At 57.3% G+C, this 23,430-nt stretch carries 22 protein-coding genes; 11 read left to right on the forward strand and 11 right to left on the reverse strand.

Going from position 1 to position 23,430, the window contains the following annotated elements; all coding sequences use genetic code 11:
* Positions 1–67 precede the first annotated feature (67 nt).
* Positions 68–1,522, forward strand: a complete 1,455-nt coding sequence (xylB, locus tag H7R56_RS01350; protein ID WP_106924998.1) for a xylulokinase — start codon at positions 68–70, stop codon at positions 1,520–1,522.
* A gap of 140 nt (positions 1,523–1,662) precedes the next feature.
* The gene (locus H7R56_RS01355) at positions 1,663–2,004 is read left to right on the forward strand and encodes a hypothetical protein (RefSeq protein ID WP_106924999.1); all 342 of its coding nucleotides are present in this window, start codon (positions 1,663–1,665) and stop codon (positions 2,002–2,004) included.
* Here H7R56_RS01355 and H7R56_RS01360 read toward each other — a convergent pair.
* Positions 1,997–2,992 (reverse strand): acyltransferase, encoded by a 996-nt coding sequence (locus H7R56_RS01360; RefSeq protein ID WP_106925000.1) that lies wholly within the window; start codon positions 2,990–2,992, stop codon positions 1,997–1,999. The two genes, H7R56_RS01355 and H7R56_RS01360, sit on opposite strands and share 8 nt — an antisense overlap.
* A gap of 171 nt (positions 2,993–3,163) precedes the next feature.
* Between H7R56_RS01360 and H7R56_RS01365 the strand changes: the two genes are divergently transcribed.
* From H7R56_RS01365 to H7R56_RS01395, 7 genes are all read left to right on the forward strand, one after another.
* The gene (locus tag H7R56_RS01365; RefSeq protein ID WP_106925185.1) at positions 3,164–3,469 is read left to right on the forward strand and encodes a YsaB family lipoprotein; all 306 of its coding nucleotides are present in this window, start codon (positions 3,164–3,166) and stop codon (positions 3,467–3,469) included.
* A 138-nt stretch (positions 3,470–3,607) separates the two neighbouring features.
* Positions 3,608–4,519 (forward strand): glycine--tRNA ligase subunit alpha, encoded by a 912-nt coding sequence (gene glyQ / locus H7R56_RS01370; RefSeq protein ID WP_004126458.1) that lies wholly within the window; start codon positions 3,608–3,610, stop codon positions 4,517–4,519.
* 9 nt (positions 4,520–4,528) lie between these two features.
* A complete protein-coding gene (glyS, locus tag H7R56_RS01375; RefSeq protein ID WP_106925001.1) occupies positions 4,529–6,598 on the forward strand; it encodes a glycine--tRNA ligase subunit beta in 2,070 nt (689 codons plus the stop codon).
* A gap of 152 nt (positions 6,599–6,750) precedes the next feature.
* The gene (locus tag H7R56_RS01380) at positions 6,751–7,071 is read left to right on the forward strand and encodes a metalloregulator ArsR/SmtB family transcription factor (protein WP_106925002.1); all 321 of its coding nucleotides are present in this window, start codon (positions 6,751–6,753) and stop codon (positions 7,069–7,071) included.
* A 47-nt stretch (positions 7,072–7,118) separates the two neighbouring features.
* Positions 7,119–8,408, forward strand: a complete 1,290-nt coding sequence (locus H7R56_RS01385) for an arsenic transporter (protein ID WP_106925003.1) — start codon at positions 7,119–7,121, stop codon at positions 8,406–8,408.
* A gap of 11 nt (positions 8,409–8,419) precedes the next feature.
* Complete coding sequence (gene arsC, locus H7R56_RS01390; protein WP_106925004.1) at positions 8,420–8,848, forward strand: glutaredoxin-dependent arsenate reductase; 429 nt, start codon at positions 8,420–8,422, stop codon at positions 8,846–8,848.
* A gap of 290 nt (positions 8,849–9,138) precedes the next feature.
* The gene (locus H7R56_RS01395; RefSeq protein ID WP_106925005.1) at positions 9,139–10,758 is read left to right on the forward strand and encodes an ABC-F family ATP-binding cassette domain-containing protein; all 1,620 of its coding nucleotides are present in this window, start codon (positions 9,139–9,141) and stop codon (positions 10,756–10,758) included.
* Positions 10,759–10,811: 53 nt separating this feature from the next.
* Here H7R56_RS01395 and cspA read toward each other — a convergent pair whose 3' ends face one another.
* Together cspA and H7R56_RS01405 are read right to left on the reverse strand one after the other, a co-directional pair.
* Positions 10,812–11,024 carry a transcription antiterminator/RNA stability regulator CspE gene (cspA, locus tag H7R56_RS01400; RefSeq protein WP_035893107.1) on the reverse strand — a complete coding sequence of 71 codons (213 nt, stop codon included), beginning with the start codon at positions 11,022–11,024 and terminating at the stop codon, positions 10,812–10,814.
* Positions 11,025–11,366: 342 nt separating this feature from the next.
* Positions 11,367–12,740, reverse strand: coding sequence for an MFS transporter (locus H7R56_RS01405; protein WP_106925006.1), 1,374 nt, complete (start codon positions 12,738–12,740; stop codon positions 11,367–11,369).
* Positions 12,741–13,157: 417 nt separating this feature from the next.
* On the opposite strand from H7R56_RS01405, the gene H7R56_RS01410 reads away from it, so the two are divergent.
* Positions 13,158–13,868, forward strand: coding sequence for a DUF3053 domain-containing protein (locus H7R56_RS01410; protein WP_106925007.1), 711 nt, complete (start codon positions 13,158–13,160; stop codon positions 13,866–13,868).
* Positions 13,869–13,907: 39 nt separating this feature from the next.
* On the opposite strand, the gene ghrB is transcribed toward H7R56_RS01410, so the two are convergent.
* The 6 genes from ghrB to H7R56_RS01440 all read right to left on the reverse strand — a co-directional run bounded on the left by ghrB (position 13,908) and on the right by H7R56_RS01440 (position 19,823).
* Positions 13,908–14,882, reverse strand: a complete 975-nt coding sequence (gene ghrB, locus H7R56_RS01415) for a glyoxylate/hydroxypyruvate reductase GhrB (RefSeq protein ID WP_106925008.1) — start codon at positions 14,880–14,882, stop codon at positions 13,908–13,910.
* Positions 14,883–14,905: 23 nt separating this feature from the next.
* Positions 14,906–16,186, reverse strand: a complete 1,281-nt coding sequence (locus tag H7R56_RS01420) for an MFS transporter (protein ID WP_106925009.1) — start codon at positions 16,184–16,186, stop codon at positions 14,906–14,908.
* 72 nt (positions 16,187–16,258) lie between these two features.
* Complete coding sequence (locus tag H7R56_RS01425) at positions 16,259–17,197, reverse strand: sugar kinase (protein WP_106925010.1); 939 nt, start codon at positions 17,195–17,197, stop codon at positions 16,259–16,261.
* Between the two features lie 3 nt (positions 17,198–17,200).
* Positions 17,201–17,950: a sugar phosphate isomerase/epimerase family protein gene (locus tag H7R56_RS01430; RefSeq protein ID WP_106925011.1), complete on the reverse strand. Its 750-nt coding sequence runs from the start codon at positions 17,948–17,950 to the stop codon at positions 17,201–17,203.
* A 100-nt stretch (positions 17,951–18,050) separates the two neighbouring features.
* On the reverse strand, positions 18,051–19,067 hold the full coding sequence (locus H7R56_RS01435) for a LacI family DNA-binding transcriptional regulator (protein WP_106925012.1): 1,017 nt from the start codon (positions 19,065–19,067) through the stop codon (positions 18,051–18,053).
* Positions 19,068–19,160: 93 nt separating this feature from the next.
* A complete protein-coding gene (locus tag H7R56_RS01440; protein WP_106925013.1) occupies positions 19,161–19,823 on the reverse strand; it encodes an OmpA family lipoprotein in 663 nt (220 codons plus the stop codon).
* Positions 19,824–19,980: 157 nt separating this feature from the next.
* Here H7R56_RS01440 and H7R56_RS01445 point away from each other — a divergent pair, with 157 nt between their 5' ends.
* Positions 19,981–22,314 carry a molybdopterin guanine dinucleotide-containing S/N-oxide reductase gene (locus H7R56_RS01445; protein WP_106925014.1) on the forward strand — a complete coding sequence of 778 codons (2,334 nt, stop codon included), beginning with the start codon at positions 19,981–19,983 and terminating at the stop codon, positions 22,312–22,314.
* Here H7R56_RS01445 and H7R56_RS01450 read toward each other — a convergent pair.
* Positions 22,277–22,723: an N-acetyltransferase gene (locus H7R56_RS01450; protein ID WP_106925015.1), complete on the reverse strand. Its 447-nt coding sequence runs from the start codon at positions 22,721–22,723 to the stop codon at positions 22,277–22,279. The two genes, H7R56_RS01445 and H7R56_RS01450, sit on opposite strands and share 38 nt — an antisense overlap.
* A complete protein-coding gene (gene tag, locus H7R56_RS01455) occupies positions 22,701–23,282 on the reverse strand; it encodes a DNA-3-methyladenine glycosylase I (protein WP_106925016.1) in 582 nt (193 codons plus the stop codon). Before tag ends, H7R56_RS01450 begins: the two co-directional genes overlap by 23 nt.
* Positions 23,283–23,430: the final 148 nt, after the last annotated feature.

Raw genomic sequence — 23,430 nt, forward strand, 5'->3', positions numbered from 1 at the left:
CGCAGTATAAACAATGCCCGGAAGCGTAAGCTTGCCGGGCATCGTACCCCCTAAAGGAGCAGTTGCGATGTATATCGGCATAGATCTCGGAACGTCTGGCGTAAAGGCAATTTTGCTTGATGAGCAGGGCCGCGTGCTGGCCTCGCAAACGGAAAAACTGACGGTTTCTCGTCCGCACCCGCTGTGGTCGGAACAAGATCCAGAGCACTGGTGGCAGGCGACGGATCGCGCCATGAAAGGGCTCGGCCAGCAGCATAGCTTGCAGGGCGTGAAGGCCCTGGGCATTGCCGGGCAGATGCACGGCGCCACGCTGTTAGACAAGCAGCAGCGTGTGCTGCGCCCGGCAATTTTGTGGAACGATGGCCGCTGTGCTGAAGAGTGCCAACGGCTGGAGGCGCAGGTGCCCACTTCGCGTCAGATTACCGGCAACCTGATGATGCCGGGCTTTACCGCGCCGAAACTGCTGTGGGTGCAGCGCCATGAAGCGGAGACATTCCGTCAGGTCGATAAAGTCCTGCTGCCAAAAGATTATCTGCGTCTGCGGATGACCGGCGATTTCGCCAGCGATATGTCAGACGCGGCGGGTACGATGTGGATGGACGTGGCGAAGCGCGACTGGAGCGACGAGATGCTCGCCGCCTGTCAGCTGACGCGCGATAACATGCCCGCCTTGTTTGAGGGCTGCGAGGTGACCGGACAACTGCTGGCGTCGGTCGCCAGCGCCTGGAATATGCCGACGGTGCCGGTGGTGGCCGGCGGCGGCGATAATGCAGCCGGCGCGGTAGGCGTTGGGATGGCGAATGCAGGCCAGGCAATGCTGTCGCTGGGCACCTCCGGCGTCTATTTTGCCGTCAGCGAAGGGTTTCTCAGCAAGCCGGAGAGCGCGGTGCATAGCTTCTGTCACGCGTTACCGGGGCGTTGGCACCTGATGTCGGTGATGCTTAGCGCGGCATCCTGCCTGGACTGGGCGGCGAAACTCACCGGGCTGGGAACGGTGCCTGCATTGATCGCGGCGGCGGAAAGCGCCAACGCCAGCGCCGAGCCGGTCTGGTTTCTGCCTTATCTTTCTGGTGAACGCACGCCGCACAATAACCCGCAGGCGAAGGGCGTGTTCTTTGGCCTGACCCATCAGCATGGCCCGGCCGAGCTGGCGCGCGCGGTACTGGAAGGCGTTGGTTTTGCGCTGGCTGACGGTATGGACGTCGTGCATGCCTGCGGCGTTGAGCCTGACCGCATTACGCTTATCGGTGGCGGCGCGCGCAGCGCCTACTGGCGACAAATGCTGGCGGATATCTGCGGTAAGCCGCTTGATTATCGAACCGGCGGTGACGTTGGCCCGGCGCTGGGCGCCGCGCGTCTGGCACAGCTGGCCGTTCACCGCGATCGCCCCTATGCCGATCTGCTGCCGCAGCTGGCGTTGGAGCAGGAGCATCGCCCGAATGCCGAACGTTTCACGCAATATGCGCCGCAGCGCGAGACATTCCGTCAGATTTATCAGCACTTACTGCCGCTCATGTCCTGACGTTATCCCGCATCCGCGCCGGCCAGGTGTGGATGCGGCCCACCTTGATGTATTCCGAAACTGCCGCTTTTGCCGTGTTGCCTTGATGTTAAAAACTGGCGGCAGGGGATAATGGCGGTGTTGATATAAGGAGATGCATCATGCGAACTATCTTTACATCGCCTCGCCTGGCCCTGAACGGTGGCATTCTGTTATATCTGGCTTGTCTCTGGCGCGGCTGCCCGCAGCTGGACGATCGGGCCTATTTCCTGGCGATGCTGATCCTCGGGTTTTTTGCCGTTGTGGCCCACCGGCAAGCCGCGCAAGCGCGCTTTGCTGCGTTGTGCCGGATGGTGCTGCTGCTCGCCTGTGGGCTGCTGCTGGTCGGCGTCTGGAATATGCCGCTGGCGCTGATACACAAAGCGCCGATCGTGACGGCATGGTTTGCCTGTATGTACGGCGCGGCGATGTGGCCGCAGCCGAATCTGCCGTCACCTAGCTGACAAGTCTGCGTCTATCAGCGCGCTGTAGCGCCATCGAGAGCAGCAGGCTTGTGGCCAGCGTGAGCGTAAATACCCATAGAATATCCAGCGCTGGCCAGCTTTTGAGATCGAGATTCCAGGCGCGCAGCAGGTAAATGATAAAGGCGTGAAAACCGTAAATACCTAAAGAATGGCGGGAAATAAGCGCCAGACCCGGCAATACGCGATGATTCAGCGTGTTTTTAACCACCACGAACAGCGCCGTCGCGCAGATAAAGACCATTGGGCCACAGTACACGTACCAGGTGTCACCAAAGTTGCCGCGCCACTGTAGCTCGTGCAGCGTACCGCGAGAAATCATCCATGCGCCCGCGGCAAACAGCAGCCCACAGATCCACGTCAGGCTTTTTCGGTTCGTTTCCATCATACCCAGCGCCCGGCCCAGCAGGCCGTAAAGCACGTAATAGAACGTGTCGCCGTTGATATACAGATTCACCGGTAGCCAGGTTGCGCCGTCAGCCTTCAGCGGCGGCATATTCGGGTTTGCGACAATCCCCAGAACGACCATCAGCGCCAGCAGCATTTTGCCGCTAACGGCTTTCACACCAATCAGCGGTGACACCAGATAAATGACGATGATGGCGAAGAAGAACCACAGATGATAGAACGCCGGTTTTTGCAGCAGGTTCCTCAGCGAAGCTTCGACGTTGATTGGGGTAAAGGCGGTAATGAATAACAGGGCGATAGCGCTGTAAAACAGCAGGCACAGCGCAATACGCAGAAAATGGCGCGGCTGCGCGCTGCGTGGGCCAAAAAAAAGGTAGCCGGATATCATAAAAAAGAGCGGAACGCTGACGCGAGAGGCGGAGTTCAGGACGTTAGCGAAATCCCAACTGAGCGGGCTGATGTCGTGCGGATGGGTAATAAACCAGGTGGTGGTGTGGATCATCACCACCATCAGGCAGGCAATGCCGCGTAAGTTATCAATCCAGCTAATTTTTTCTTGCATCAGATGCCCTATTTTCCGCTATATATAAATCAGACCCGCCGCTTCTGGCGCTATTTCACTGGATAATTCTGAGTTTTGCACCCTGCACTTGTGGCGCTGCGGAGAGATTCGCACAATGCGGTGGTGTGAAAGGGTACAGCCTAAAATAACAGCCCGGTAAGATAAATAATGATGATGATGAAGTCTCTCCCTCTTGTGCTGGCGTTTATTCTGCTGGCAGGGTGTTCGTCGGTCGAGCCGCCGGTGGCCCAAAAAACGCAGAGTGCAAAAATCAATCCTGCGCGTTCGCTCACCATGGAACAACTCTGCAAGGACAACGCCGCGGCGCGCTATAATACGGCGGCGCAGAAAATTGACGTGACCGGGTTTGAACGTTTTCAGGGCAGCTATGAGCTGCGTGGCTACACGGCGCGCAATGAAAGCTTTGTCTGCTCCTTTGATGCAGACGGCGGCTTTTTACACCTGTCAATGCGCTAAAACAGGCCCCGGATCGGCAAAATCCGGCCTGTTTTTCCCAATTTTCCCTAAACAACCCCGTTTCATACTGTATATCTCGCAGCCAGCGGGTATACTGACTCCTTCCTTTAAATCCACACGTATCCAGCACGAAATCATATGCAAAAGTTTGATACCAGGACCTTCCAGGGCCTGATCCTGACCTTACAGGATTACTGGGCTCGTCAGGGCTGCACCATTGTTCAACCACTGGACATGGAAGTTGGCGCGGGCACCTCTCACCCAATGACCTGCCTGCGTGCGTTGGGGCCGGAGCCGATGGCGACCGCCTACGTGCAGCCGTCCCGCCGTCCAACCGACGGCCGCTATGGCGAAAACCCGAACCGTTTACAGCACTACTATCAGTTCCAGGTCGTGATTAAACCGTCTCCGGATAACATCCAGGAGCTGTACCTCGGGTCTCTGAAAGAGCTGGGTATGGATCCGACCATCCACGACATTCGCTTCGTGGAAGACAACTGGGAGAACCCGACGCTGGGTGCCTGGGGTCTGGGTTGGGAAGTGTGGCTGAACGGTATGGAAGTGACGCAGTTCACCTACTTCCAGCAGGTCGGCGGCCTTGAGTGCAAGCCGGTCACCGGTGAAATCACCTATGGTCTGGAACGTCTGGCCATGTACATTCAGGGCGTAGACAGCGTTTACGACCTGGTCTGGAGCGACGGCCCGCTGGGTAAAACCACCTACGGCGACGTGTTCCATCAGAATGAAGTGGAGCAATCCACCTACAACTTCGAATACGCAGACGTCGACTTCCTGTTCTCTTGCTTCGAGCAGTATGAGAAAGAAGCCCAGCAGCTGCTGGCGCTGGAAAACCCGCTGCCGCTGCCTGCCTACGAGCGTATTCTTAAGGCTGCCCATAGCTTTAACCTGCTGGATGCGCGTAAAGCCATCTCCGTCACCGAGCGTCAGCGCTACATCCTGCGCATTCGCACCCTGACCAAAGCAGTGGCAGAAGCTTACTACGCTTCCCGTGAAGCCCTTGGCTTCCCGATGTGCAACAAGAATAAATAAGAGGCGGCCATGTCTGAGAATACTTTTCTGGTGGAAATCGGCACTGAAGAGCTGCCACCAAAAGCGCTGCGCAACCTGGCGGAATCTTTCGCGGCAAACGTGACCGCAGAGCTCGATAACGCGGGCCTCGCGCACGGTAAAGTTGAATGGTTTGCTGCCCCGCGCCGTCTGGCGCTGAAAGTGGCAAATCTCGCGGCCGCGCAGGCGGATCGTGAAGTTGAAAAACGCGGCCCGGCGATTGCCCAGGCGTTCGACGCCGAAGGCAAACCGAGCAAAGCGGCTGAGGGCTGGGCGCGCGGCTGCGGTATCACCGTCGATCAGGCCGAACGTCTGACCACTGACAAAGGCGAATGGCTGCTGTATCGCGCACACGTGAAGGGCGAAAGCACCGAAGCGCTGCTGCCGAACATGATTGCCAACTCGCTTTCTAAGCTGCCGATCCCGAAACTGATGCGCTGGGGCGCGAACGACGTGCACTTTGTGCGTCCGGTTCACACCGTAACCCTGCTGCTGGGTGAGAAAGTCGTTCCTGCGACCATCCTTGGCATTCAGTCTGACCGCGTGATTCGCGGCCATCGCTTTATGGGCGAGCCGGAGTTCACTATCGACAATGCCGATCAGTACCCGCAGATTCTGCTGGAACGCGGCATGGTGGTGGCTGACTACGAAGCGCGTAAGGCCAAAATTAAAGCCGATGCGGAAGAAGCAGCGCGTAAGATTGGCGGCATTGCCGATCTGAGCGAAAGCCTGCTGGAAGAAGTCACCTCGCTGGTTGAATGGCCGGTGGTACTGACTGCGAAGTTTGAAGAGAAATTCCTTGCGGTGCCGGCGGAAGCGCTGGTGTACACCATGAAGGGCGACCAGAAGTACTTCCCGGTTTACGACAACGCGGGCAAGCTGCTGCCGAACTTTATCTTCGTGGCCAACATCGAATCGAAAGATCCGACCCAGATCATCTCCGGTAACGAGAAAGTGGTTCGCCCACGTCTGGCCGACGCCGAGTTCTTCTTCAATACCGACCGTAAAAAACGTCTGGAAGATCACCTGCCACGTCTGCAAACCGTGCTGTTCCAGCAACAGCTGGGCACGCTGCGCGACAAAACTGACCGTATTCAGGCGCTGGCGGGCTGGATTGCCGGTCAGATTGGCGCTGATGTGAACCACGCAACCCGCGCTGGCCTGCTGTCTAAGTGCGACCTGATGACCAACATGGTCTTCGAGTTCACCGACACTCAGGGCGTGATGGGGATGCACTACGCGCGCCATGATGGCGAAGCGGAAGATGTTGCGGTCGCGCTGAACGAGCAGTATCAGCCGCGCTTTGCCGGTGACGATCTGCCGTCTAACCCGGTAGCGTGCGCGCTGGCGATTGCCGATAAGATGGACACCCTGGCGGGTATCTTTGGTATCGGTCAACATCCGAAAGGCGATAAAGACCCGTTCGCGCTGCGTCGTGCCGCGCTGGGCGTGCTGCGTATCATCGTTGAGAAGAACCTGAACCTGGATCTGCAAACGCTGACCGAAGAAGCGGTGCGTCTGTACGGCGACAAGCTGACCAACGCGAAAGTGGTGGATGACGTTATCGACTTCATGCTCGGCCGTTTCCGCGCGTGGTATCAGGATGAAGGTTACACCGTCGATACCATCCAGGCGGTGCTGGCGCGCCGTCCGACGCGTCCGGCAGACTTCGATGCCCGTATGAAAGCGGTGTCCCACTTCCGTACCCTGGAAGAAGCGTCTGCGCTGGCAGCGGCTAACAAGCGCGTGTCTAACATCCTGGCGAAATCTGACGAAACGCTGAACGATATTGTTCATGCTTCCGTGCTGAAAGAAGCGGCAGAAATTAAGCTGGCGGGCAACCTCGTCGTTCTGCGCGATAAGCTGCAGCCGTACTTCGCCGAAGGTCGCTATCAGGATGCGCTGATCGAACTGGCCTCGTTGCGCGAGCCGGTGGATGAGTTCTTCGAGAACGTCATGGTGAACGCAGAAGATAAAGACGTGCGTATCAACCGTCTGACTCTGCTGTCGAAACTGCGCGAGCTGTTCCTGCAGGTAGCAGATATTTCCCTGCTGCAGTAAGCGAAACGCGGTAAATAAAAGACCTGCCCTCGGGCAGGTTTTTTTATGGTGCAGAGGTATACCCGGTCCTTTTTTGTGTTCGCAAATAGACACTTTTGTAATTAACATATCTGTATTAACATATATGTGTGGTGACGATAACGGAGTCAGCTATGCTACAACCGGTTCAACTTTTCAAAATCCTGGCGGATGAAACCCGTCTTGCGATCCTTATGCAACTGAGAGAGTCGGGCGAGCTGTGCGTTTGTGATATCTGCGGTGCCACCTCGGAATCACAGCCGAAAATTTCCCGGCATATGGCGATTTTACGCGGGGCTGGGTTAGTTATGGACCGTCGGGACGGAAAATGGGTTTATTACCGATTGTCTCCGCATATGCCTGCCTGGGCGGCAGACGTCATCTCAACCGCCTGGCAGTGCCTGCGTGAAGACGTACGTAAACGACGGGTGACGTCGGATTATTCTTCCTGCTAAGGCTGAATAGTACATATATATATAATCATATGTGAATGGGGTGTGAAATGTTGTTGGCAGGGAGTCTGTTTCTACTGACGCTGGTGCTGGTCATCTGGCAGCCAAAAGGGCTGAGCATTGGCTGGAGCGCAAGCATTGGGACGGTCCTCGCGCTGGCGACGGGCGTGATTCATATCGACGATATTCCCGTTGTCTGGAACATTGTGTGGAACGCTACGGCGACATTTATTGCCGTCATCATGATCAGCCTGTTGCTCGATGAGTGCAGTTTCTTTGAATGGGCCGCGCTGCACGTCTCGCGCTGGGGTAAGGGGCGCGGGCGTTTGTTGTTTACCTGGATAGTCTTACTCGGCGCGGCCGTCGCGGCGCTGTTTGCGAACGACGGCGCGGCGCTGATTCTAACGCCTATCGTGATTGCCATGCTGCTTGCACTAGGCTTCAGCCAGGGTACGACGCTGGCTTTTGTGATGGCCGCGGGGTTCATTGCGGATACGGCCAGCCTGCCGCTGATCGTCTCTAACCTGGTGAATATCGTCTCGGCTGATTTCTTTGGCCTGGGTTTCACCCGGTACGCTTCCGTGATGGTGCCCGTGGATATCGCGGCGATTGTTGCCACGCTGGGGATGCTGCATTGGTTCTTCCGCCGGGACATCCCCAGGACCTACGACGTTGCTTTGCTGAAGACGCCGGCCAGCGCGATTAAAGATCCCGCGACGTTTAAGATGGGCTGGGTGGTGCTGCTGTGTCTGCTCGCTGGGTTCTTTATTCTGGAACCGATGGGGATTCCCATCAGCGCAATTGCCGCCGTAGGCGCCGCGGCGTTGTTTATCGTCGCGAAGCGCGGCCACGCGATTAATACCGGAAAGGTATTGCGTGGGGCGCCGTGGCAGATTGTCATTTTCTCGCTCGGCATGTATCTGGTGGTTTATGGGCTGCGTAATGCGGGGCTTACGGAGTGGCTGTCTGGGGTGCTGAACGTACTGGCCGAGCATGGCCTATGGGCCGCCACGCTGGGAACCGGCTTTATTACGGCATTTCTGTCGTCAATGATGAACAATATGCCGACGGTGTTGATTGGTGCGCTGTCGATTGATGGCAGCGCCGCGACCGGCGTCATCAAAGAAGCCATGGTCTATGCCAACGTTATTGGCTGCGATCTGGGGCCGAAGATTACCCCGATTGGCAGCCTGGCTACGCTGCTGTGGCTGCACGTACTGGCGCAGAAAAACATGAAGATTACCTGGGGATATTACTTCCGCACGGGCATCATCATGACGCTGCCGGTTCTCTTTGTCACCCTGGTCGCACTGGCGCTGCGGCTCTCCGTCACTTTGTAATGAGATACTGTATGAGCATGATTACTGTCTATCATAACCCCGCCTGCGGCACGTCGCGGAATACGCTGGAGATGATCCGCAACAGCGGCAATGAGCCGAAGATTGTTTATTATCTCGACACGCCGCCCTCCCGCGATGAGTTGGTTAAGCTGATTGCCGATATGGGGATAACGGTACGCGCGCTGCTGCGCCAGAATGTGGAACCCTATGAACAACTCGGCCTGGCTGAAGATCGGTTTACCGATGAACAATTGATCGGTTATATGCTTGAACATCCGATCCTGATCAACCGCCCGATTGTCGTGACGCCGCTGGGCACCCGACTGTGCCGTCCTTCCGAGGTTGTGCTGGAGATCTTACCTGAGCCGCAGCAGGGCGCGTTCACCAAAGAAGATGGTGAACAGGTGGTCGATGAATCGGGAAAAAGAGTGAAATCCTGATTCGCTTTACCCGGGCAGCATCTTGCTAAAAAGAACCTGCTATCAACGGGTTGCTTCATCAAGCCCGCGCTTGTCAGGCCTTGTCGCTTTGAGGCCTGGCGTTGCGCCAGGCATAAAATGCGTAAAAAATAGCCTTGAAATACGCCCAACAATGCGTTTAAGCTTTGCCGCGACGAACCCCTCGTCTTACTGAGGCACACTGAAAATGGACAAACACACCTGCTGAATTCGAATCCTTGCTGGGCGCTTGCCGCTCGCAGGGGAACTATTGATTTCATTCAGGAGTGCTTATGGCCCACTGTGCGCAATCCCCCGCTTTTATTTTGCATCAGGTCACCTGTCAGTTTGCGACGGGCGATACCCTTTTTGGCCCACTGAACGTCTCGCTGGCCCCCTCGCCGTGCGGTCTTGTCGGACGCAACGGCGTGGGTAAAACCCGCCTGCTACGTCTGCTGGCGGGGAAAGACCGTCCTTCTTCTGGTCATATTGAACCACTTTCCTCCTGTGCGTATGTGGCGCAGCAGCATGCGGTGTCCGCAGAGATGACGCTGGCAATGTTGCTTGGCTATGAGGCGATTTTTTCCGCTTTACAGCGTCTCGCTGCAGGCCACGCGCTGGCTGATGATATTGAATGCCTGGACGGTTATTGGGAACTGCCTGAGCGATTAAACGCAGCGTTTCTGGCCGCAGGGCTGGGTGAGTTTGACCCCGCGCGGCCAGCGCTTTCTCTGAGCGGCGGAGAACGGGTGAAAGCGTTGCTCTGCGCCGCGTTTGCCTCCGATGCGGCGTATTTACTGCTGGATGAGCCGACTAACCATCTTGATAGCGGCGGGCGCGAATGGCTTTATCGGCAGCTGGAAAGCTGGCGAGGCGGGGCGCTGATTGCCAGCCACGATCGCGAGCTGCTCGGGCGGATGCCGCGCATTCTCGAGCTGACCCCCTCAGCGCTACGTAGCTACGGCGGCAGCTATGCGGATTATCAGCAGCAGCGCGATGCCGAACAGTCCGCGGCACGGGCCGCGCTCAGCCATGCTGCAACTGAACGACGCCGCGTCCGGGCGCGGATGCAAAAGGAACATGACGATTGTCAGCGGCGCTCGGCTAAAACATTAAGGACCGTCGATAGCCTGAACATCGCCTCTTTTGAGCGTGTGAAGTACAAAGGCGCGGCGCGCGAGCGGCCAGGGACGCTGCTCACTCAGCACCGGGAGCAAAACGCGACGCTAAATCATGCGGTAGCACAGGCGCGGGAACGCGTGGAAGAAGATGTGCCCATCCTGTTTACCTTGCCAGGAGGCCGTATCGCGGCGGGCAAGCAGATATGGGTGGCTGAGCAGCTGTGTTTAGCGCATTCGTCGGCGTTCCCGCTCACCTTGCGGTTGGATGGCCCGATGCGAGTGGCGCTGCGCGGCCCGAATGGCTGCGGCAAAACGACGCTGCTGAAAACGCTGATGGGCATTGAATCACCGCTCTGCGGCGAATGCCGATTGTCGGTCAGCGCGGCCTGGCTCGATCAACATCTTACACAGCTGGATTTATCGCAATCGGTGATGGGGCATTTGAGGGCAGGCGATTCGCCGTTAGTGGAGGGGGAGCTGCGTACCCGCCTGGCCCAGCTTCGGCTCGACGCCGATAAGGTCAATCTACCGCTGGCGGCATTGAGCGGCGGTGAACGCTTAAAAGCCGCGCTGGCCTGCGTGCTGTGGCGTCGGGAACCGGCGCAACTGTTATTGCTGGACGAGCCGACCAACCATCTCGATCTGGCATCCGTTCAGGCAATTGAAGCGGCGCTAGTCGGATTTCCCGGCGCAATGCTGGTGGTGTCGCACGATGAGGCGTTTTTACAGGCGTTGAAGTTGACGCATAGTCTGACGTGGCAGGAGAACGGCTGGATTTTTACGGCGTTATAAATAAAAAAATCCCCGCCGTAAGGCAGGGATTTCGAATTTTTAGCGGCGTGAACTTACAGAGAAGTTACGTTGCCAGCTGCCGGGCCTTTAGCGCCGTTTTCGATGGTGAAGGAAACTTTCTGACCTTCGTCCAGGGATTTGTAGCCATCGTTCTGGATAGCAGAGAAGTGTACGAACACGTCTTTAGAACCATCGTCAGGAGTGATGAAGCCGAAGCCTTTGTCAGCGTTGAACCATTTTACGATACCAGTCATTTTACCGGACATAGAAATTACCTTTAAAAATTAATTGAGCCTTACGGCGATATGGCATGCTTTACAGAATTTAAAGCGTAAAGGAAATGTCGCTACGAGGGGTACCAATGGATAACCTTGAAGGGAACTGCTTTACTCAACTGCTTTGTGGTCTGTATGTCAAACCGTGGAATCATTAACGCATACTTCCGGGCTCAAAAGCAAACGTTATCTGTGCCCATCCGGCTATGCAACGGGTGCGCTTACGGTGGTAATTTTGTTTAATATCATGATATATAAATAAAATTTAAGGAAATCTCTGCTTTGTAAAAAAGCGTCATAGCGCCCCGGCAGCGGGCCTGCCGGGGCGTGGCATTACACTTTTTGTGCCGCTTTTGGCAGCGACGACGGGCCGCTGGCACCCTGAAGCGTCTGCCGTTTACTCGCCGCGTGCTTGATCATCAGCGCAATAGCTGACAGCACGGCAGGAATAGCCAGCAGCGCGAAAATAGTCTTAAAGGAGAGCTCGGCCTGCATCAGGAAAGCGCCGCTGAAGGCGCCGAGAATCCCGCCGAAGCGACCCAGGCCCAGCATCCAGGCAACGCCGGTGGCGCGCCCTTGAGTCGGGTAAAAACCGGCGGCCAACGCCGGCATGGATGACTGTGCGCCGTTCATGATGGTGCCGGCGATAAACACCATTACGCCCATTAATACCAGACTGCTGGTTGAGAAGCCCACCAGGCAGACAAAGACGCCGGTCAGCAAATAGCCCACCGCCACCACTTTATTCGGGTTAATTTTGTCCATCAGCGCGCCGAGCACCAGTACGCCAATGCCGCCGCCCAGCGGGAAGAGGGCGGTAATAACCGAAGCCTGGCTCAACGTTGCGCCGGTTTCGCGAATCAACAGCGGCAGCCAACTGGTCAGCAGATAGAAGATCAGCAGGCCCATAAAGTAGGTCAGGCACAGCATAATGGTGCCCACCAGATAGCGTGGCGAGAAGATGACGCCCAGCGCCGACTGCTCTTTGACCTGACCCGTTTCCTGCAATACAAAGTGCGTGTTATCCGGCAGAGGGGCGATGTGGCGTAAAATCCGCGCAATCTGTTGCTGAGATTTGTTCTTCACCGCCAGATAGCGAGCGGACTCCGGCAGCAGGAAGATCAGCGCCACGGCCAGCGCCAGCGGCATCACGCCGCCAAGAATCAGCACGCTTTGCCAGCCGTAGTGTGGAATCAGCCATGCTGAAACAAAGCCGCCCATTGATGAACCAATGGGGAACCCGACGAACATCAGGTTCACCAGCAGCGCGCGGCGGCGCTCCGGAGCATATTCACTCATCAGCGTGGCGGCGTTCGGCATCGCGGCGCCGAGCCCCAGGCCCGTTAAGAAGCGCAGGACGGTCAGCTGCGTCAGCGATGTGGCGAAGGCCGTGATCAGGCTGAAGCCGCCAAAGACCAGAATTGACAGGACCAGCACCTTTTTACGGCCAATGCGGTCGGCCATTGGGCCTGCGGTTAATGCGCCCACGGCAAGGCCGACCAGCGCGGCACTCATCACGGGGCCGAGATCGGATTTTTGTACCCCCCATTCCTGGATCAAATCGGAGGCGATAAAACCAATAATGGCGGTATCAAATCCATCCATAGCGACGGTCACAAAGCACAGCACCAGAATCATCCACTGGTACTTTGAGAAGGGATGGCGGTTGATAAAAGCCTGAATATCCGTTGTTGTCTGTGTTGTCATGCGGTAATTCCTGCTAAGCGAGGCGAGAGAGCGGGATTTATCCTCTTGTCTCTCTCACAGGTATTGAGGTTTTGGGCGATTATCGAACGTATTGTCGTTAATCGTTCATTCAATCAAATCATTTAGCGGGCCTTCCCACAACGTGCCGCCGGGCGGAAGTGTGCGATTATCGTTCGCTCCGTTTTTGTTGTCGCGATGATTTAGCTAAAAAAAGATGAATATCATTACGTTAGTTCCTCTTTTCTTGCATGATCGCATTGCGATAAATGTGATGGATGCAACACCTTGTTAACATTTCAACGGAAGCGCGGCAGAACGTATGAAAAAGGTATCTTGCGGCGCGGCTCTGGACTATCCTTGTCAGCGTTAGGCACGCGTGTGCCGGTTTGCGCTTTTTTTGGCTGAAGGAGTAAGAAAATGGCGACAGGAAAGTCCTGCTCTCGCTGGTTTGCGCCTGTTGCGGCGTTATTGATGGTTGTTAGCCTGAGTGGGTGTTTTGATAAGGAAGGCGATCAGCGTAAAGCATTCGTCGATTTCCTGCAGAATACGGTAATGCGCGGCGGTGAACGCCTGCCAACGCTGACGGCTGACCAGAAAAAACAGTTCGGGCCGTTTGTTTCCGACTACGCCGTCATTTATGGCTATTCACAGCAGGTGAGCCAGGCAATGGACGCGGGTCTGCGTCCGGTGGTGGATAGCGTTAACGCCATTCGCGTACCGCAGGATTACATGACCCAGCGCGAGCCGCTGCGTCAGGCAAATGGTTCGCTGGGCGTACTGAGCCAGCAGCTGCAAAATGCCAAAATGCAGGCAGATGCTGCGCACGCCGCGCTGAAGCAGGCAGACGATCTGAAGCCGGTCTTCGACCAGGTTTACAGCAAAGTGGTTACCGGCCCGGCCGACGCGCTGCAGCCGCTGATCCCAGCCGCGCAGGTGTTCACACAGCAGCTGGTGCAGGTGGGCGATTTTGTGGCTCAGCAGGGCACACAGGTGAGCTTTGTGGCCAACGGCATTCAGTTCCCGACCTCACAGCAGGCAAGCCAGTACAATGCGCTGATTGGCCCGCTGGCCGCACAGCATCAGGCCTTTAGCCAGGCCTGGACGGCGGCGGTTAACGCGACCAAATAAGCCATAATGGCAGCCCGGCACCCGCCGGGCTGTTTTGTTTTATCCCGCAACCTGCGGATTCACGCAGTTCTTCTCTACCTTCCCTTGCAGCGCATCAATCAGGTTATCCACCGCACAGGCCGCCATGTTGTAGCGGGTTTCATGCGTCGCGGACCCGATATGCGGCAGCGCAACAACGTTCGGCAGCTTCAACAGCGGGGAGCTGGCAGGCAGCGGCTCCTGCTCGAAGACATCCAGCCCTGCGGCATGAATGTCACCGTTACGCAGCGCGGAGATAAGCGCTTTCTCGTCCACCACCGGGCCGCGGCCGGCGTTGATAAAGATGGCTGAAGACTTCATGCGCGCAAACTGCTCGGCGCCGAACAGGTGGTACGTTTCGTCGGTCAGCGGCAGGATCAGGCAGACAAAATCCGCTTCATCCAGCAGCGTGTTCAGGTCGCAGTAGCGGGCGTTAAACCGCTCTTCCGCCTGCTCGTGACGACGGCGCGCGTTGTAGAGAATCGGCATGTTGAAACCAAAGTGGGCGCGCTGGGCGAGCGCCATGCCGATGCGGCCCATGCCGATAATACCCAGCGTTTTATGATGCACGTCGGTGCCAAACCAGTCCGGACCGATGCTTTTTGTCCACTCGCCGGCCTTCACGCGCTCCGCCACTTCAACCACGCGGCGGGCGGTACTGAGCACCAGCGCCATGAGCGTATCGGCCACGGTTTCCGTCAGCACCGTCGGCGTGTGCATCAGCAGCACCCGGCGAGCGTTCAGGGCCTCGACGTCAAAGTTATCGTAACCCACGGAGATGGTGGACGTTGCGCGAAGCTTGGGCATTTTCTCCAGCAAGGCGGTATTGACGGCTTCGCTAGAGCCCAGCAAACCTTCCGCGTTGGCGAAAGCCTCCGCATGCTGCGCGACCGTTTCCGGGCGCAGGTTCGGTACCTGGGTGACCGTAAAATGTTCTGCCAGGCGATGCTGTAAATCGTCAGGTAGCGCTTTATAGAGAATAATAGACGGCTTCATGCGAATCTCCGTAAGTTAAAAGTTTAAGCGTGGCGTGCGCCAACGGGCAGCGGCTGATGATTAGCAGGCTTAACAATAAGAGTTAGCCATACTGAGGCGAAAAGCGCCACCCCCATAAAAATGTATGATGCAGATGGGCTGCCGGTGGCACCGTTGAGATAGCCAACGAACCAGGAACCGAAGAACGAGCCCAGCGCCCCCATGCTGTTGATTAGCGCCATCGCGCCCCCCGCGACGTTGCGCGGCAGCATCTCCGGAATGATGGCGAAGAACGGGCCATACGGGGCGTACATGGCCGCGCCAGCGATCACCAGCAGGCTATAAGAGATCCAGAAATGGTCTGCGCCAACGGCCCAGGAGCCAATAAACGCAAAGCCAGCGATCAGCAGCAGCGGCCAGACGAACAGTCGACGATTTTGCAGTTTGTCGGATGCCCAGGACACCAGAATCATCGCTATCGTCGCGGCGAGGTAAGGTACGGAAGAGAGCCAGCCGACCTCAACCATACCCAGGTTTGCGCCGCCGCTGCGGATGATTGACGGCAGCCACAGTACAAAACCATATACGCCGATGCTCCAGGCAAAGTACTGCATGCAAAGCAGAACCACGTTGCGTGAGCGGAAGGCTTCACCGTAGTTGCGTACCGCTTTAATACCCTGTTGTTCTTGTTCCAGCTGGGCCTGCAGTGCCGCTTTTTCCGATGCGTTCAGCCAGCCGACCTGCGATGGTTTGTCTTTGACCAGCACCCACCAGCAGAAGGCCCAGATAATGGCCGGGAAGCCCTCGATAATAAACATCTCGCGCCAGCCGAGCGCCTGAATCAGATAGCCTGACACCACCGACATCCACAGTACGGTGACGGGGTTCCCGAGGATCAGGAAGGTGTTGGCCCGCGAACGTTCGGATTTGGTAAACCAGTTGCTGATGTAAATCAGCATTGCGGGCATAACGGCGGCTTCCACGACGCCCAGAACAAAGCGAATCGCCGCCAGCGCCGGAATGTTGGTCACCATGCCGGTGAGCGAAGCGCAAACGCCCCATAAAATCAGGCAGGTAAAGATCAGTTTGCGTACGCTGCGGCGTTCGGCATAGATAGCGCCGGGGATTTGAAAGAAGAAGTAGCCGAGGAAGAAGAGGGCGCCCAGCAGGGAAGAGATCCCTTTGGTGATGCCGAGATCTTCGGTAATTCCGGCTGCGGAGGCGAAACTGAAGTTCGCGCGGTCAAGGTACGCCAGGCTGTACGTGATAAACACGATCGGCATGATGTACCACCAACGTTTTGCTGCGTTTGTTGAGCTGTTCATAGGCCTGCCTCTATTGTCGCTTCGCCGCCGCTGCATGTAGGGTACAGGGGGGGCTGTTATCGTAACGTGACGTTATTCGCCTAACGCTTCACGGGTGGGTAAACCTTCGCTGTCGCCCTGAACCTGAATCGCCAGTGCGCCAATTTTGTTGCCGCGAGCCACGGCCTGATGCAGCGTGCGCCCCTCGAGCAACGCGCTGACCACGCCAACGGCAAAACCATCGCCAGCGCCAACGGTGTCAACCACGTTGTCGACTTTGACGGGGGCTACGTGACCCTGCTCGCCGTCGACGGTTTTATACCAGGCTCCGTCGGCGCCGGTTTTAATGGCGACGGCCTTCACGCCGCGGTGGAGATAGAAATCGGCAATACCTTCCGGGGTTTGTTTCCCGGTCAGGATCATGCCCTCTTTCAATCCCGGTAGAACCCAGTCGGCCTGGAAGGCCAGCTGGTTGAGTTTTTCGACCATCTCTGCTTCGCTCTTCCATAGCACCGGGCGCAGATTTGGGTCGAAGGAGAGGGTCTTACCCTGAGCCTTCATCGTGCGCGCAGCGTGGTCGAGCAGCGTATAGGAACTGGCGGAAAGGGCCGCCGCCACGCCGCTAAGGTGCAGATGGCGAGCGCTGGCGAAGTAGGTTTCGTTGTAGTCCTCAACCGACAGGTAGCTTGCCGCCGAGCCTTTACGGAAATACTCTACAATGGGATCGGTTCCATTTTCGACTTTGGATTTTAGCTGAAAGCCGGTTGCGTGCTGTCTGTCGACGGTCACGGCGCAGGCATCAATGCCTTCTTTACGCAGACTATTGAGTACAAAGCGGCCAAAACTGTCGTTGCCCACGCGGCTGACCCAGCCTACCTTCAACCCAAGGCGCGCCAGCCCGGTGGCGACGTTAAGTTCGGCCCCGGCAACGCGCTTAATAAACTGTTCAATGTCCTCTAAATCGCCGGTCTGCCTGGCGACAAACATGGCCATCGCTTCGCCGATGGTGATGACATCCAGAGAAGGGTTCATCGCTTACTCCTTACGTAACAATTCAACATAGCGGCGCGTCACGGCGGTCAGATTGTCCCCTTCCAGCGGGAACTCAATACCGCGCGGCACGTCGATGGGTAACTGATTCAGTAACGCCAGCCAGCGGGCATCGGCGGTATCGGGCGGTACGGCCCGGTAGCTGTCGCGGTGCGCGATCGCGGCCTTGACGTGGATATAGCCGACTGACGGCGCCAGCTGTTCAGCGGCGGCTTCCGGGGAATCGCCGACCCACAGCCAGTTACCCATATCAAACGTGAGCTGCACTGGCAGCTTCTGGGTGTGGCAAGCGGCGCTAAAGCGCTGCATTGGCGGCAGCCGTCCGCAGGGGGTTTGATCGTTTTCTACCACCAGTTTCATGCCGCTGCTCTCCAGCCAGTCGCGCAGCGTGCTGAGCTGCCATGTGTGGCTAAAGTGGCCGAGCGATACTTTCAGCCACTGTGCGCGCAGCGTTGTGGCTTCGCGCAGTAATTCCGGAAGCTGGGGGTTGAGCGTACCGTCGGTCATAAACAGCGCTTCGGGCGCGGAATAGCAGGCGGTCAGGTTGGATGAGGCGATGGCGGCGGCCAGGGCTGGGAGTGATTGAAGCTCGGCGGAGGTCAACAGTTCGCGACGGATTTCAACGCCGTCGGCCCCGGCATCGGCGATGACCGGCAGCATTGCCCCTTGTCCACCGGCCGCGCGGACGGCGTCATGGCCATACGCGGCGGTCACCACCATAATTTTTCTTTGCATAGGTACTCCGAATTTAACGCTATGTCTAATACGCTAAATGGAATCGGTTCCAAAGAAAATCATGCTGTGTTGAATTTATGATCTCTATCACGAAGGAAGATTAACGTGCAGTCGATCCGCGAACGATCAGTTCACCGGAAAAAACCTGCTCATGAATAGCATCTGCGCCACCTTCAATGCGGCGCACGACCTGTTCGACGGCGGCATAGCCTATTTGCCAGGTGGGCTGCTTGAGGGTGGTAATGCCGACGCCCGCCAGCTCTGCCCACTCCAGCTCATCAAACCCCAGCAGGCCGATATCGCTGCCCCAGTTCAGGCCGATGCGTTTTAGCGAGCGGGCCACCTGAAGCGTGAGCGCGCCGTTGGCGGATATCACGGCTTTACGCATGCCGCGGTGCTGCTGGTGGAACTGACGCAGGGTGTTATCCAACTGTGCGTTCTCGGCAAGCGGCACTTCGGCGTTTTCTGCCACGACGCCTGGGTAGCGGGCCAGCGTTGCCCGGAAGGCGCTGAGTCGTTCGCGGCGGGTATTGACGGTGCCCAGCGGTTCGCTGAGAAACAGCAGGGCTTCAAAGCCTTGCTCAATCAGGTGTTCAGTGGCGGTTGTGGCGGCCTGGGCGTTATCCAGCCCGACGACGTCGCAGGCAAAATCAGGAATTTTACGGTCGATAAGCACCATGGGCAGTGCGGACTGTTGCAGGCGCTGTAGCCCTTCTTCCCGCATGCCGACGGCATTCACGACGATCCCCTCGACCTGGTAGCTGCGCAGCAGATCAAGATAATGCAGCTCCTGGTTAACCTCGTTATTGGTATTACACACCAGCGGGGTGAATCCCTTTTCACGGCAGGCGGCTTCAATACCGCTGAGCACGTTGACGGAATAAGGGTTGGTAATGTCGGCGATAATCAGGCCAATCAGGCGGGTGCGGCCGCGCTTCAGGCTGCGAGCCATCAGGCTGGGGCGATAGTCGAGCTCGGCAATCGCCGCTTCAATACGTGCCAGCAGCGCGTCGGAAAGCAGGTGCTTTTCGCCATTGAGGTAGCGGGAAATGCTGGTTTTGCCGGTTTTCGCGGCTTTCGCCACATCGCTGATGGTAGGTCGCGCTGATTTTGCCATGAGTGTTCTCTCGCCTGAAAGTGACAACACCTTAGCGCGAAAATCTGGCTAATCAAGCATTTTGCCGAGCGGCATGGCCGCCCGGCAATGGCATTACTGCATCGGGCTTAGGGTAATTTCCACGCGACGGTTCTGCGCTTTACCCTCTTCGGTACTGTTGCTGGCGATAGGGTTCGCCGGGCCCATACCGGAGGTGCGTACGCGTGTAGCGGCTACGCCCTGGGTAATCAGCGAGCTGGCCACCGAATCGGCGCGCTGCTGAGACAGCTTCATGTTGAGCTGCTGGCTGCCGGTGCTGTCGGTATAGCCGATGACGTTGACAGCCGTTTTCTCGTACTCTTTCAGCACCATCGCCACGCCAACCAGCGTGTTGGCACCCGCCGGTTTCAGGGTGGCGGAAGCGCTGTCGAAGGTGACGTTGTTCGGCATATTCAGCACGATATTGTCACCGTTACGGGTGACGCTGACGCCGGTCCCCTGCATTTTTTCGCGTAGCTTCGCTTCCTGCACGTCCATGTAGTAACCCACGCCGCCGCCGAGCGCAGCGCCTGCTGCCGCGCCAATCAGTGCGCCTTTACCGCGATCTTTCTTCGACGACGAAAGGGCGCCGACGCCTGCGCCGACCAGTGAACCAATGCCCGCGCCGATGCCGGATTTACCCGCTTCGCGCTCGCCGGTGTAAGGGTTGGTGGTACAGCCTGAGATTGCCAGCGCGCCGCTGACGATGGCAGCAATCGCAAATACACGTTTTTTCATCTTAATTCCTTAATGACGTTCTTATTTTTCGCCACAGCGACCGTGGCGCGTCATTATGACGTGCGAAACAGACGAAAATTCTTGGGAACTCTCTGAAATTTGTAAGTAACATTGAACGGCGCAATATATAACCGACGCCACCTGCAGGAGCGCTCATTTGTCTACGCCATCTTCTCCCTATACCGTTTTAACCGCTGCCCACTGGGGCCCGATTCTTGTCGACACCGACGGCGAGCAGGTGCTCGCCTCACGCGGTGCGCTACAGACTTCGTTTACCAACTCGCTGCAAAGCGTGGTACGCGACCAGGTGCATAGCAAAACCCGCGTGCGTTATCCGATGGTACGTAAGGGTTTTCTCGCCTCGCCGGAGAGCCCGCAGGGCATACGCGGGCAGGATGAGTTTGTTCGGGTCAGTTGGGATGACGCGCTGGCATTGATCGATCGCCAGCACCGCCGTATTCGCGAAAGTTACGGGCCGGCGTCGATTTTTGCCGGATCATACGGCTGGCGTTCCAACGGAGTGTTGCATAAGGCGGCGACGCTGCTTCAGCGTTATATGAGCCTGGCTGGCGGCTACACCGGCCATCTGGGGGACTACTCCACCGGCGCAGCACAGGCGATCATGCCGCATGTGGTCGGTGGCAATGAGGTCTATCAACAGCAAACCAGCTGGCCGATGGTGCTCGAACATACCGATGTGGTGGTGCTTTGGAGCGCCAACCCAATGAATACGCTGAAAATTGCCTGGAATGCTTCCGACGAGCAGGGGCTGCCCTATTTTGAACAGCTGCGGCACAGCGGTAAACGCCTGATCTGCATCGATCCGATGCGATCGGAAACCGTCGCCTTTTTCGGTGAATCGATGGAGTGGATTGCGCCGCATATGGGCACGGACGTGGCGCTGATGCTGGGCATCGCCCATACGCTTTTGACCAATAACTGGCACGATGCCGAGTTTTTATCGCGGTGTACCACCGGTTTCCCGACGTTTGCCGATTATTTGCTGGGTCAAAAAGACGGTGAGGCGAAGTCCGCCGAGTGGGCGGCAGCGATTTGCGGCGTTAGCGCGGATAAAATTCGCGAACTAGCGGATATTTTTCATAAAAATACCACGATGTTGATGTCCGGTTGGGGAATGCAGCGCCAGCAGTTTGGCGAACAGAAGCACTGGATGCTGGTGACGCTCGCCGCCATGCTGGGCCAGATTGGTACGCCGGGCGGTGGCTTTGGCCTCTCTTATCACTTTGCAAACGGCGGCAACCCGACACGGCGCGCGGCGGTGCTGGCATCGATGCAGGGCACCGTGAAAGGCGGCGTTGATGCCGTCGATAAAATCCCGGTGGCGCGTATCGTCGAGGCGCTGGAAAACCCCGGCGCGCCGTATCAGCATAACGGCATGGATCGCCACTTCCCGGATATCCGCTTTGTCTGGTGGGCGGGCGGCGCTAACTTTACCCATCATCAGGATACCAACCGGCTGATTCGCGCCTGGCAGAAGCCCGAGCTGGTGGTGATATCCGAATGCAACTGGACGGCGGCGGCCCGACATGCCGATATCGTGCTGCCGGCGACGACCTCGTTCGAACGCAACGATTTGACCATGACCGGAGATTACAGCAACCAGCATCTGGTACCGATGAAGCGTGTGGTGGCACCGCGTGATGAAGCGCGAGACGATTTTGAGGTTTTTGCCGAACTGAGCGAGCGCTGGGAATCGGGCGGCCGGGCGCGCTTTACCGAAGGCAAGAATGATTTGCAGTGGCTGGAAACGTTCTACAACATCGCCGGGCAGCGCGGTGCACCCATGGGGGTAACGTTGCCGTCGTTTGAGCGCTTCTGGCAGGATAATGAACTGATTGAAATGCCGGAAAACGCGCAGAATGCCGCCTTTGTGCGCTTTAGCGATTTCCGCGCCGATCCGCTGGCTAACCCGCTGAAAACGCCGAGCGGGAAAATCGAAATTTACTCTGAGCGTATTGCTAGCTTCCAGTACTCCGACTGTCCGCCGCACCCAATGTGGCTGGCACCGGATGAATGGCACGGTAACGCGCAGCCTGGGCAGCTACAGCTGTTGTCGGCGCATCCGGCGCACCGCCTGCACAGTCAGCTTAATCATACTTCCCTGCGTGAACGTTACGCGGTGGCCGGGCGCGAGCCGATTACGCTGCATCCACAGGATGCGCAGGCGCGGCAGATTCGCGATGGCGACCTGGTGCGCGTGTGGAACGCCCGTGGCCAGGTGCTGGCGGGGGCTGCGGTGAGTGAAGACATCAAACCCGGCGTCATCTGCCTGCACGAAGGGGCGTGGCCCGACTTCGCGCCGGAGGCGGGCGGCATTTGTAAGAATGGGGCGGTTAACGTGCTGACGAAAGACATCCCCAGCTCACGGCTGGGGAACGGCTGCGCAGGGAATACCGCGCTGGCGTGGATTGAGAAATATGATGGCCCGGCGCTTACGCTAACGGCGTTTGATCCGCCTGCCAACGCATGATCCACGTGGGATGTCGGGTCTCATCCTGCCAGGCGCTGTCTTCAATACGAAAACCCTGCGCGTGGTAGAAATTCACCGCCCGACCGTTTTTCTGGTACACCTCAAGACTGAGGTCGGAGAAGCGCTGCTTGACGACATCGAGCAGCGCCCGGCCGATTCCCCGATGGATGGCATCCGGGGCAACGAACAGCGCGCCGACAAAACGCGACTCCATCACGCTGATAAACCCTTGCAAGCGAGGCCCCTCTTCCCACACCCAGGTTTCGGCTGCGGGAAGGTAGGTATCGCGCACAAGGCTTAAACTCTCCTGCCAGTACTGCGTATGGATAAACGGGTGCGCAAAGGTGGTGCTGTCCAGCCACAGCGTGAGCAAGGGATCGAACTGGTCAGTGTTCCATTTTCTGATCATGCTGAACTCCAGGATGGCAGAAGCAGACGGTCACGTGATCGTTGACCAGCCCGCAGGCTTGCATAAAGGAATAACAGATGGTGGTGCCAACAAATTTAAAACCGCGTTTTTTCAGCGCTTTTGATAGCGCATCTGACGCCGGCGTTGAGGTGGCGATTTCGCCAAGCGTCGCCGCCTGAGTAACGATGGGCGCGTTATCGACAAACGACCACACGAAGTCGTTAAAGGATTCACCGTGAGCTTCCATCGCCAGGAAGGCGCGCGCGTTGCCGATAATGGCCTGAATTTTTCCCCGATGGCGAATGATACCGGCGTCCAGTACCAATCGTTCGACGTCCTCTTCGCTCATGGCGGCCACTTTTACCGGGTCGAAATCGTGGAAGGCGCGACGATAGTTTTCGCGCTTTTTCAGCACGGTTATCCAGGAAAGCCCGGCCTGCTGGCCTTCCAGGCAAATCATCTCGAACAGTTTTTGATTGTCTCTTTGCGGGACGCCCCACTCGTTATCGTGATACGCAATATAAAGCGGATCCTGGCTTACCCAACCACAGCGCTGCATGTGCTTCTCCCTTTTTGTCATTCACGCATGTCTGATAATAAAACTCTGTACTGCTCTTGACGTCGCTCATAAAGCGACAATAGTTAATACAGGGCGCTTTATCCCTAAAAACATAACAATAACTGCCAAAACTGGCTCTTTTCTGGAG

This window comes from Klebsiella sp. WP3-W18-ESBL-02, from assembly GCF_014168815.1.
GTDB classification, from domain to species: Bacteria; Pseudomonadota; Gammaproteobacteria; order Enterobacterales; family Enterobacteriaceae; genus Kluyvera; species Kluyvera ascorbata_B.

Bases quoted from the DNA above. Each gene is read 5' to 3' on its own strand.
- H7R56_RS01430 (WP_106925011.1), bottom strand. From the start codon at position 17,950: ATGCAAAGAAAAATTATGGTGGTGACCGCCGCGTATGGCCATGACGCC.
- H7R56_RS01410 (WP_106925007.1), top strand. From the start codon at position 13,158: ATGGCGACAGGAAAGTCCTGCTCTCGCTGGTTTGCGCCTGTTGCGGCG.
- H7R56_RS01435 (WP_106925012.1), bottom strand. From the start codon at position 19,067: ATGGCAAAATCAGCGCGACCTACCATCAGCGATGTGGCGAAAGCCGCG.
- H7R56_RS01380 (WP_106925002.1), top strand. From the start codon at position 6,751: ATGCTACAACCGGTTCAACTTTTCAAAATCCTGGCGGATGAAACCCGT.
- H7R56_RS01420 (WP_106925009.1), bottom strand. From the start codon at position 16,186: ATGAACAGCTCAACAAACGCAGCAAAACGTTGGTGGTACATCATGCCG.
- H7R56_RS01385 (WP_106925003.1), top strand. From the start codon at position 7,119: ATGTTGTTGGCAGGGAGTCTGTTTCTACTGACGCTGGTGCTGGTCATC.
- H7R56_RS01395 (WP_106925005.1), top strand. From the start codon at position 9,139: ATGGCCCACTGTGCGCAATCCCCCGCTTTTATTTTGCATCAGGTCACC.
- glyS (WP_106925001.1), top strand. From the start codon at position 4,529: ATGTCTGAGAATACTTTTCTGGTGGAAATCGGCACTGAAGAGCTGCCA.
- xylB (WP_106924998.1), top strand. From the start codon at position 68: ATGTATATCGGCATAGATCTCGGAACGTCTGGCGTAAAGGCAATTTTG.
- ghrB (WP_106925008.1), bottom strand. From the start codon at position 14,882: ATGAAGCCGTCTATTATTCTCTATAAAGCGCTACCTGACGATTTACAG.
- H7R56_RS01425 (WP_106925010.1), bottom strand. From the start codon at position 17,197: ATGAACCCTTCTCTGGATGTCATCACCATCGGCGAAGCGATGGCCATG.
- H7R56_RS01365 (WP_106925185.1), top strand. From the start codon at position 3,164: ATGATGATGAAGTCTCTCCCTCTTGTGCTGGCGTTTATTCTGCTGGCA.
- H7R56_RS01405 (WP_106925006.1), bottom strand. From the start codon at position 12,740: ATGACAACACAGACAACAACGGATATTCAGGCTTTTATCAACCGCCAT.
- H7R56_RS01360 (WP_106925000.1), bottom strand. From the start codon at position 2,992: ATGCAAGAAAAAATTAGCTGGATTGATAACTTACGCGGCATTGCCTGC.
- glyQ (WP_004126458.1), top strand. From the start codon at position 3,608: ATGCAAAAGTTTGATACCAGGACCTTCCAGGGCCTGATCCTGACCTTA.
- tag (WP_106925016.1), bottom strand. From the start codon at position 23,282: ATGCAGCGCTGTGGTTGGGTAAGCCAGGATCCGCTTTATATTGCGTAT.
- arsC (WP_106925004.1), top strand. From the start codon at position 8,420: ATGAGCATGATTACTGTCTATCATAACCCCGCCTGCGGCACGTCGCGG.
- H7R56_RS01440 (WP_106925013.1), bottom strand. From the start codon at position 19,823: ATGAAAAAACGTGTATTTGCGATTGCTGCCATCGTCAGCGGCGCGCTG.
- cspA (WP_035893107.1), bottom strand. From the start codon at position 11,024: ATGTCCGGTAAAATGACTGGTATCGTAAAATGGTTCAACGCTGACAAA.
- H7R56_RS01450 (WP_106925015.1), bottom strand. From the start codon at position 22,723: ATGATCAGAAAATGGAACACTGACCAGTTCGATCCCTTGCTCACGCTG.
- H7R56_RS01355 (WP_106924999.1), top strand. From the start codon at position 1,663: ATGCGAACTATCTTTACATCGCCTCGCCTGGCCCTGAACGGTGGCATT.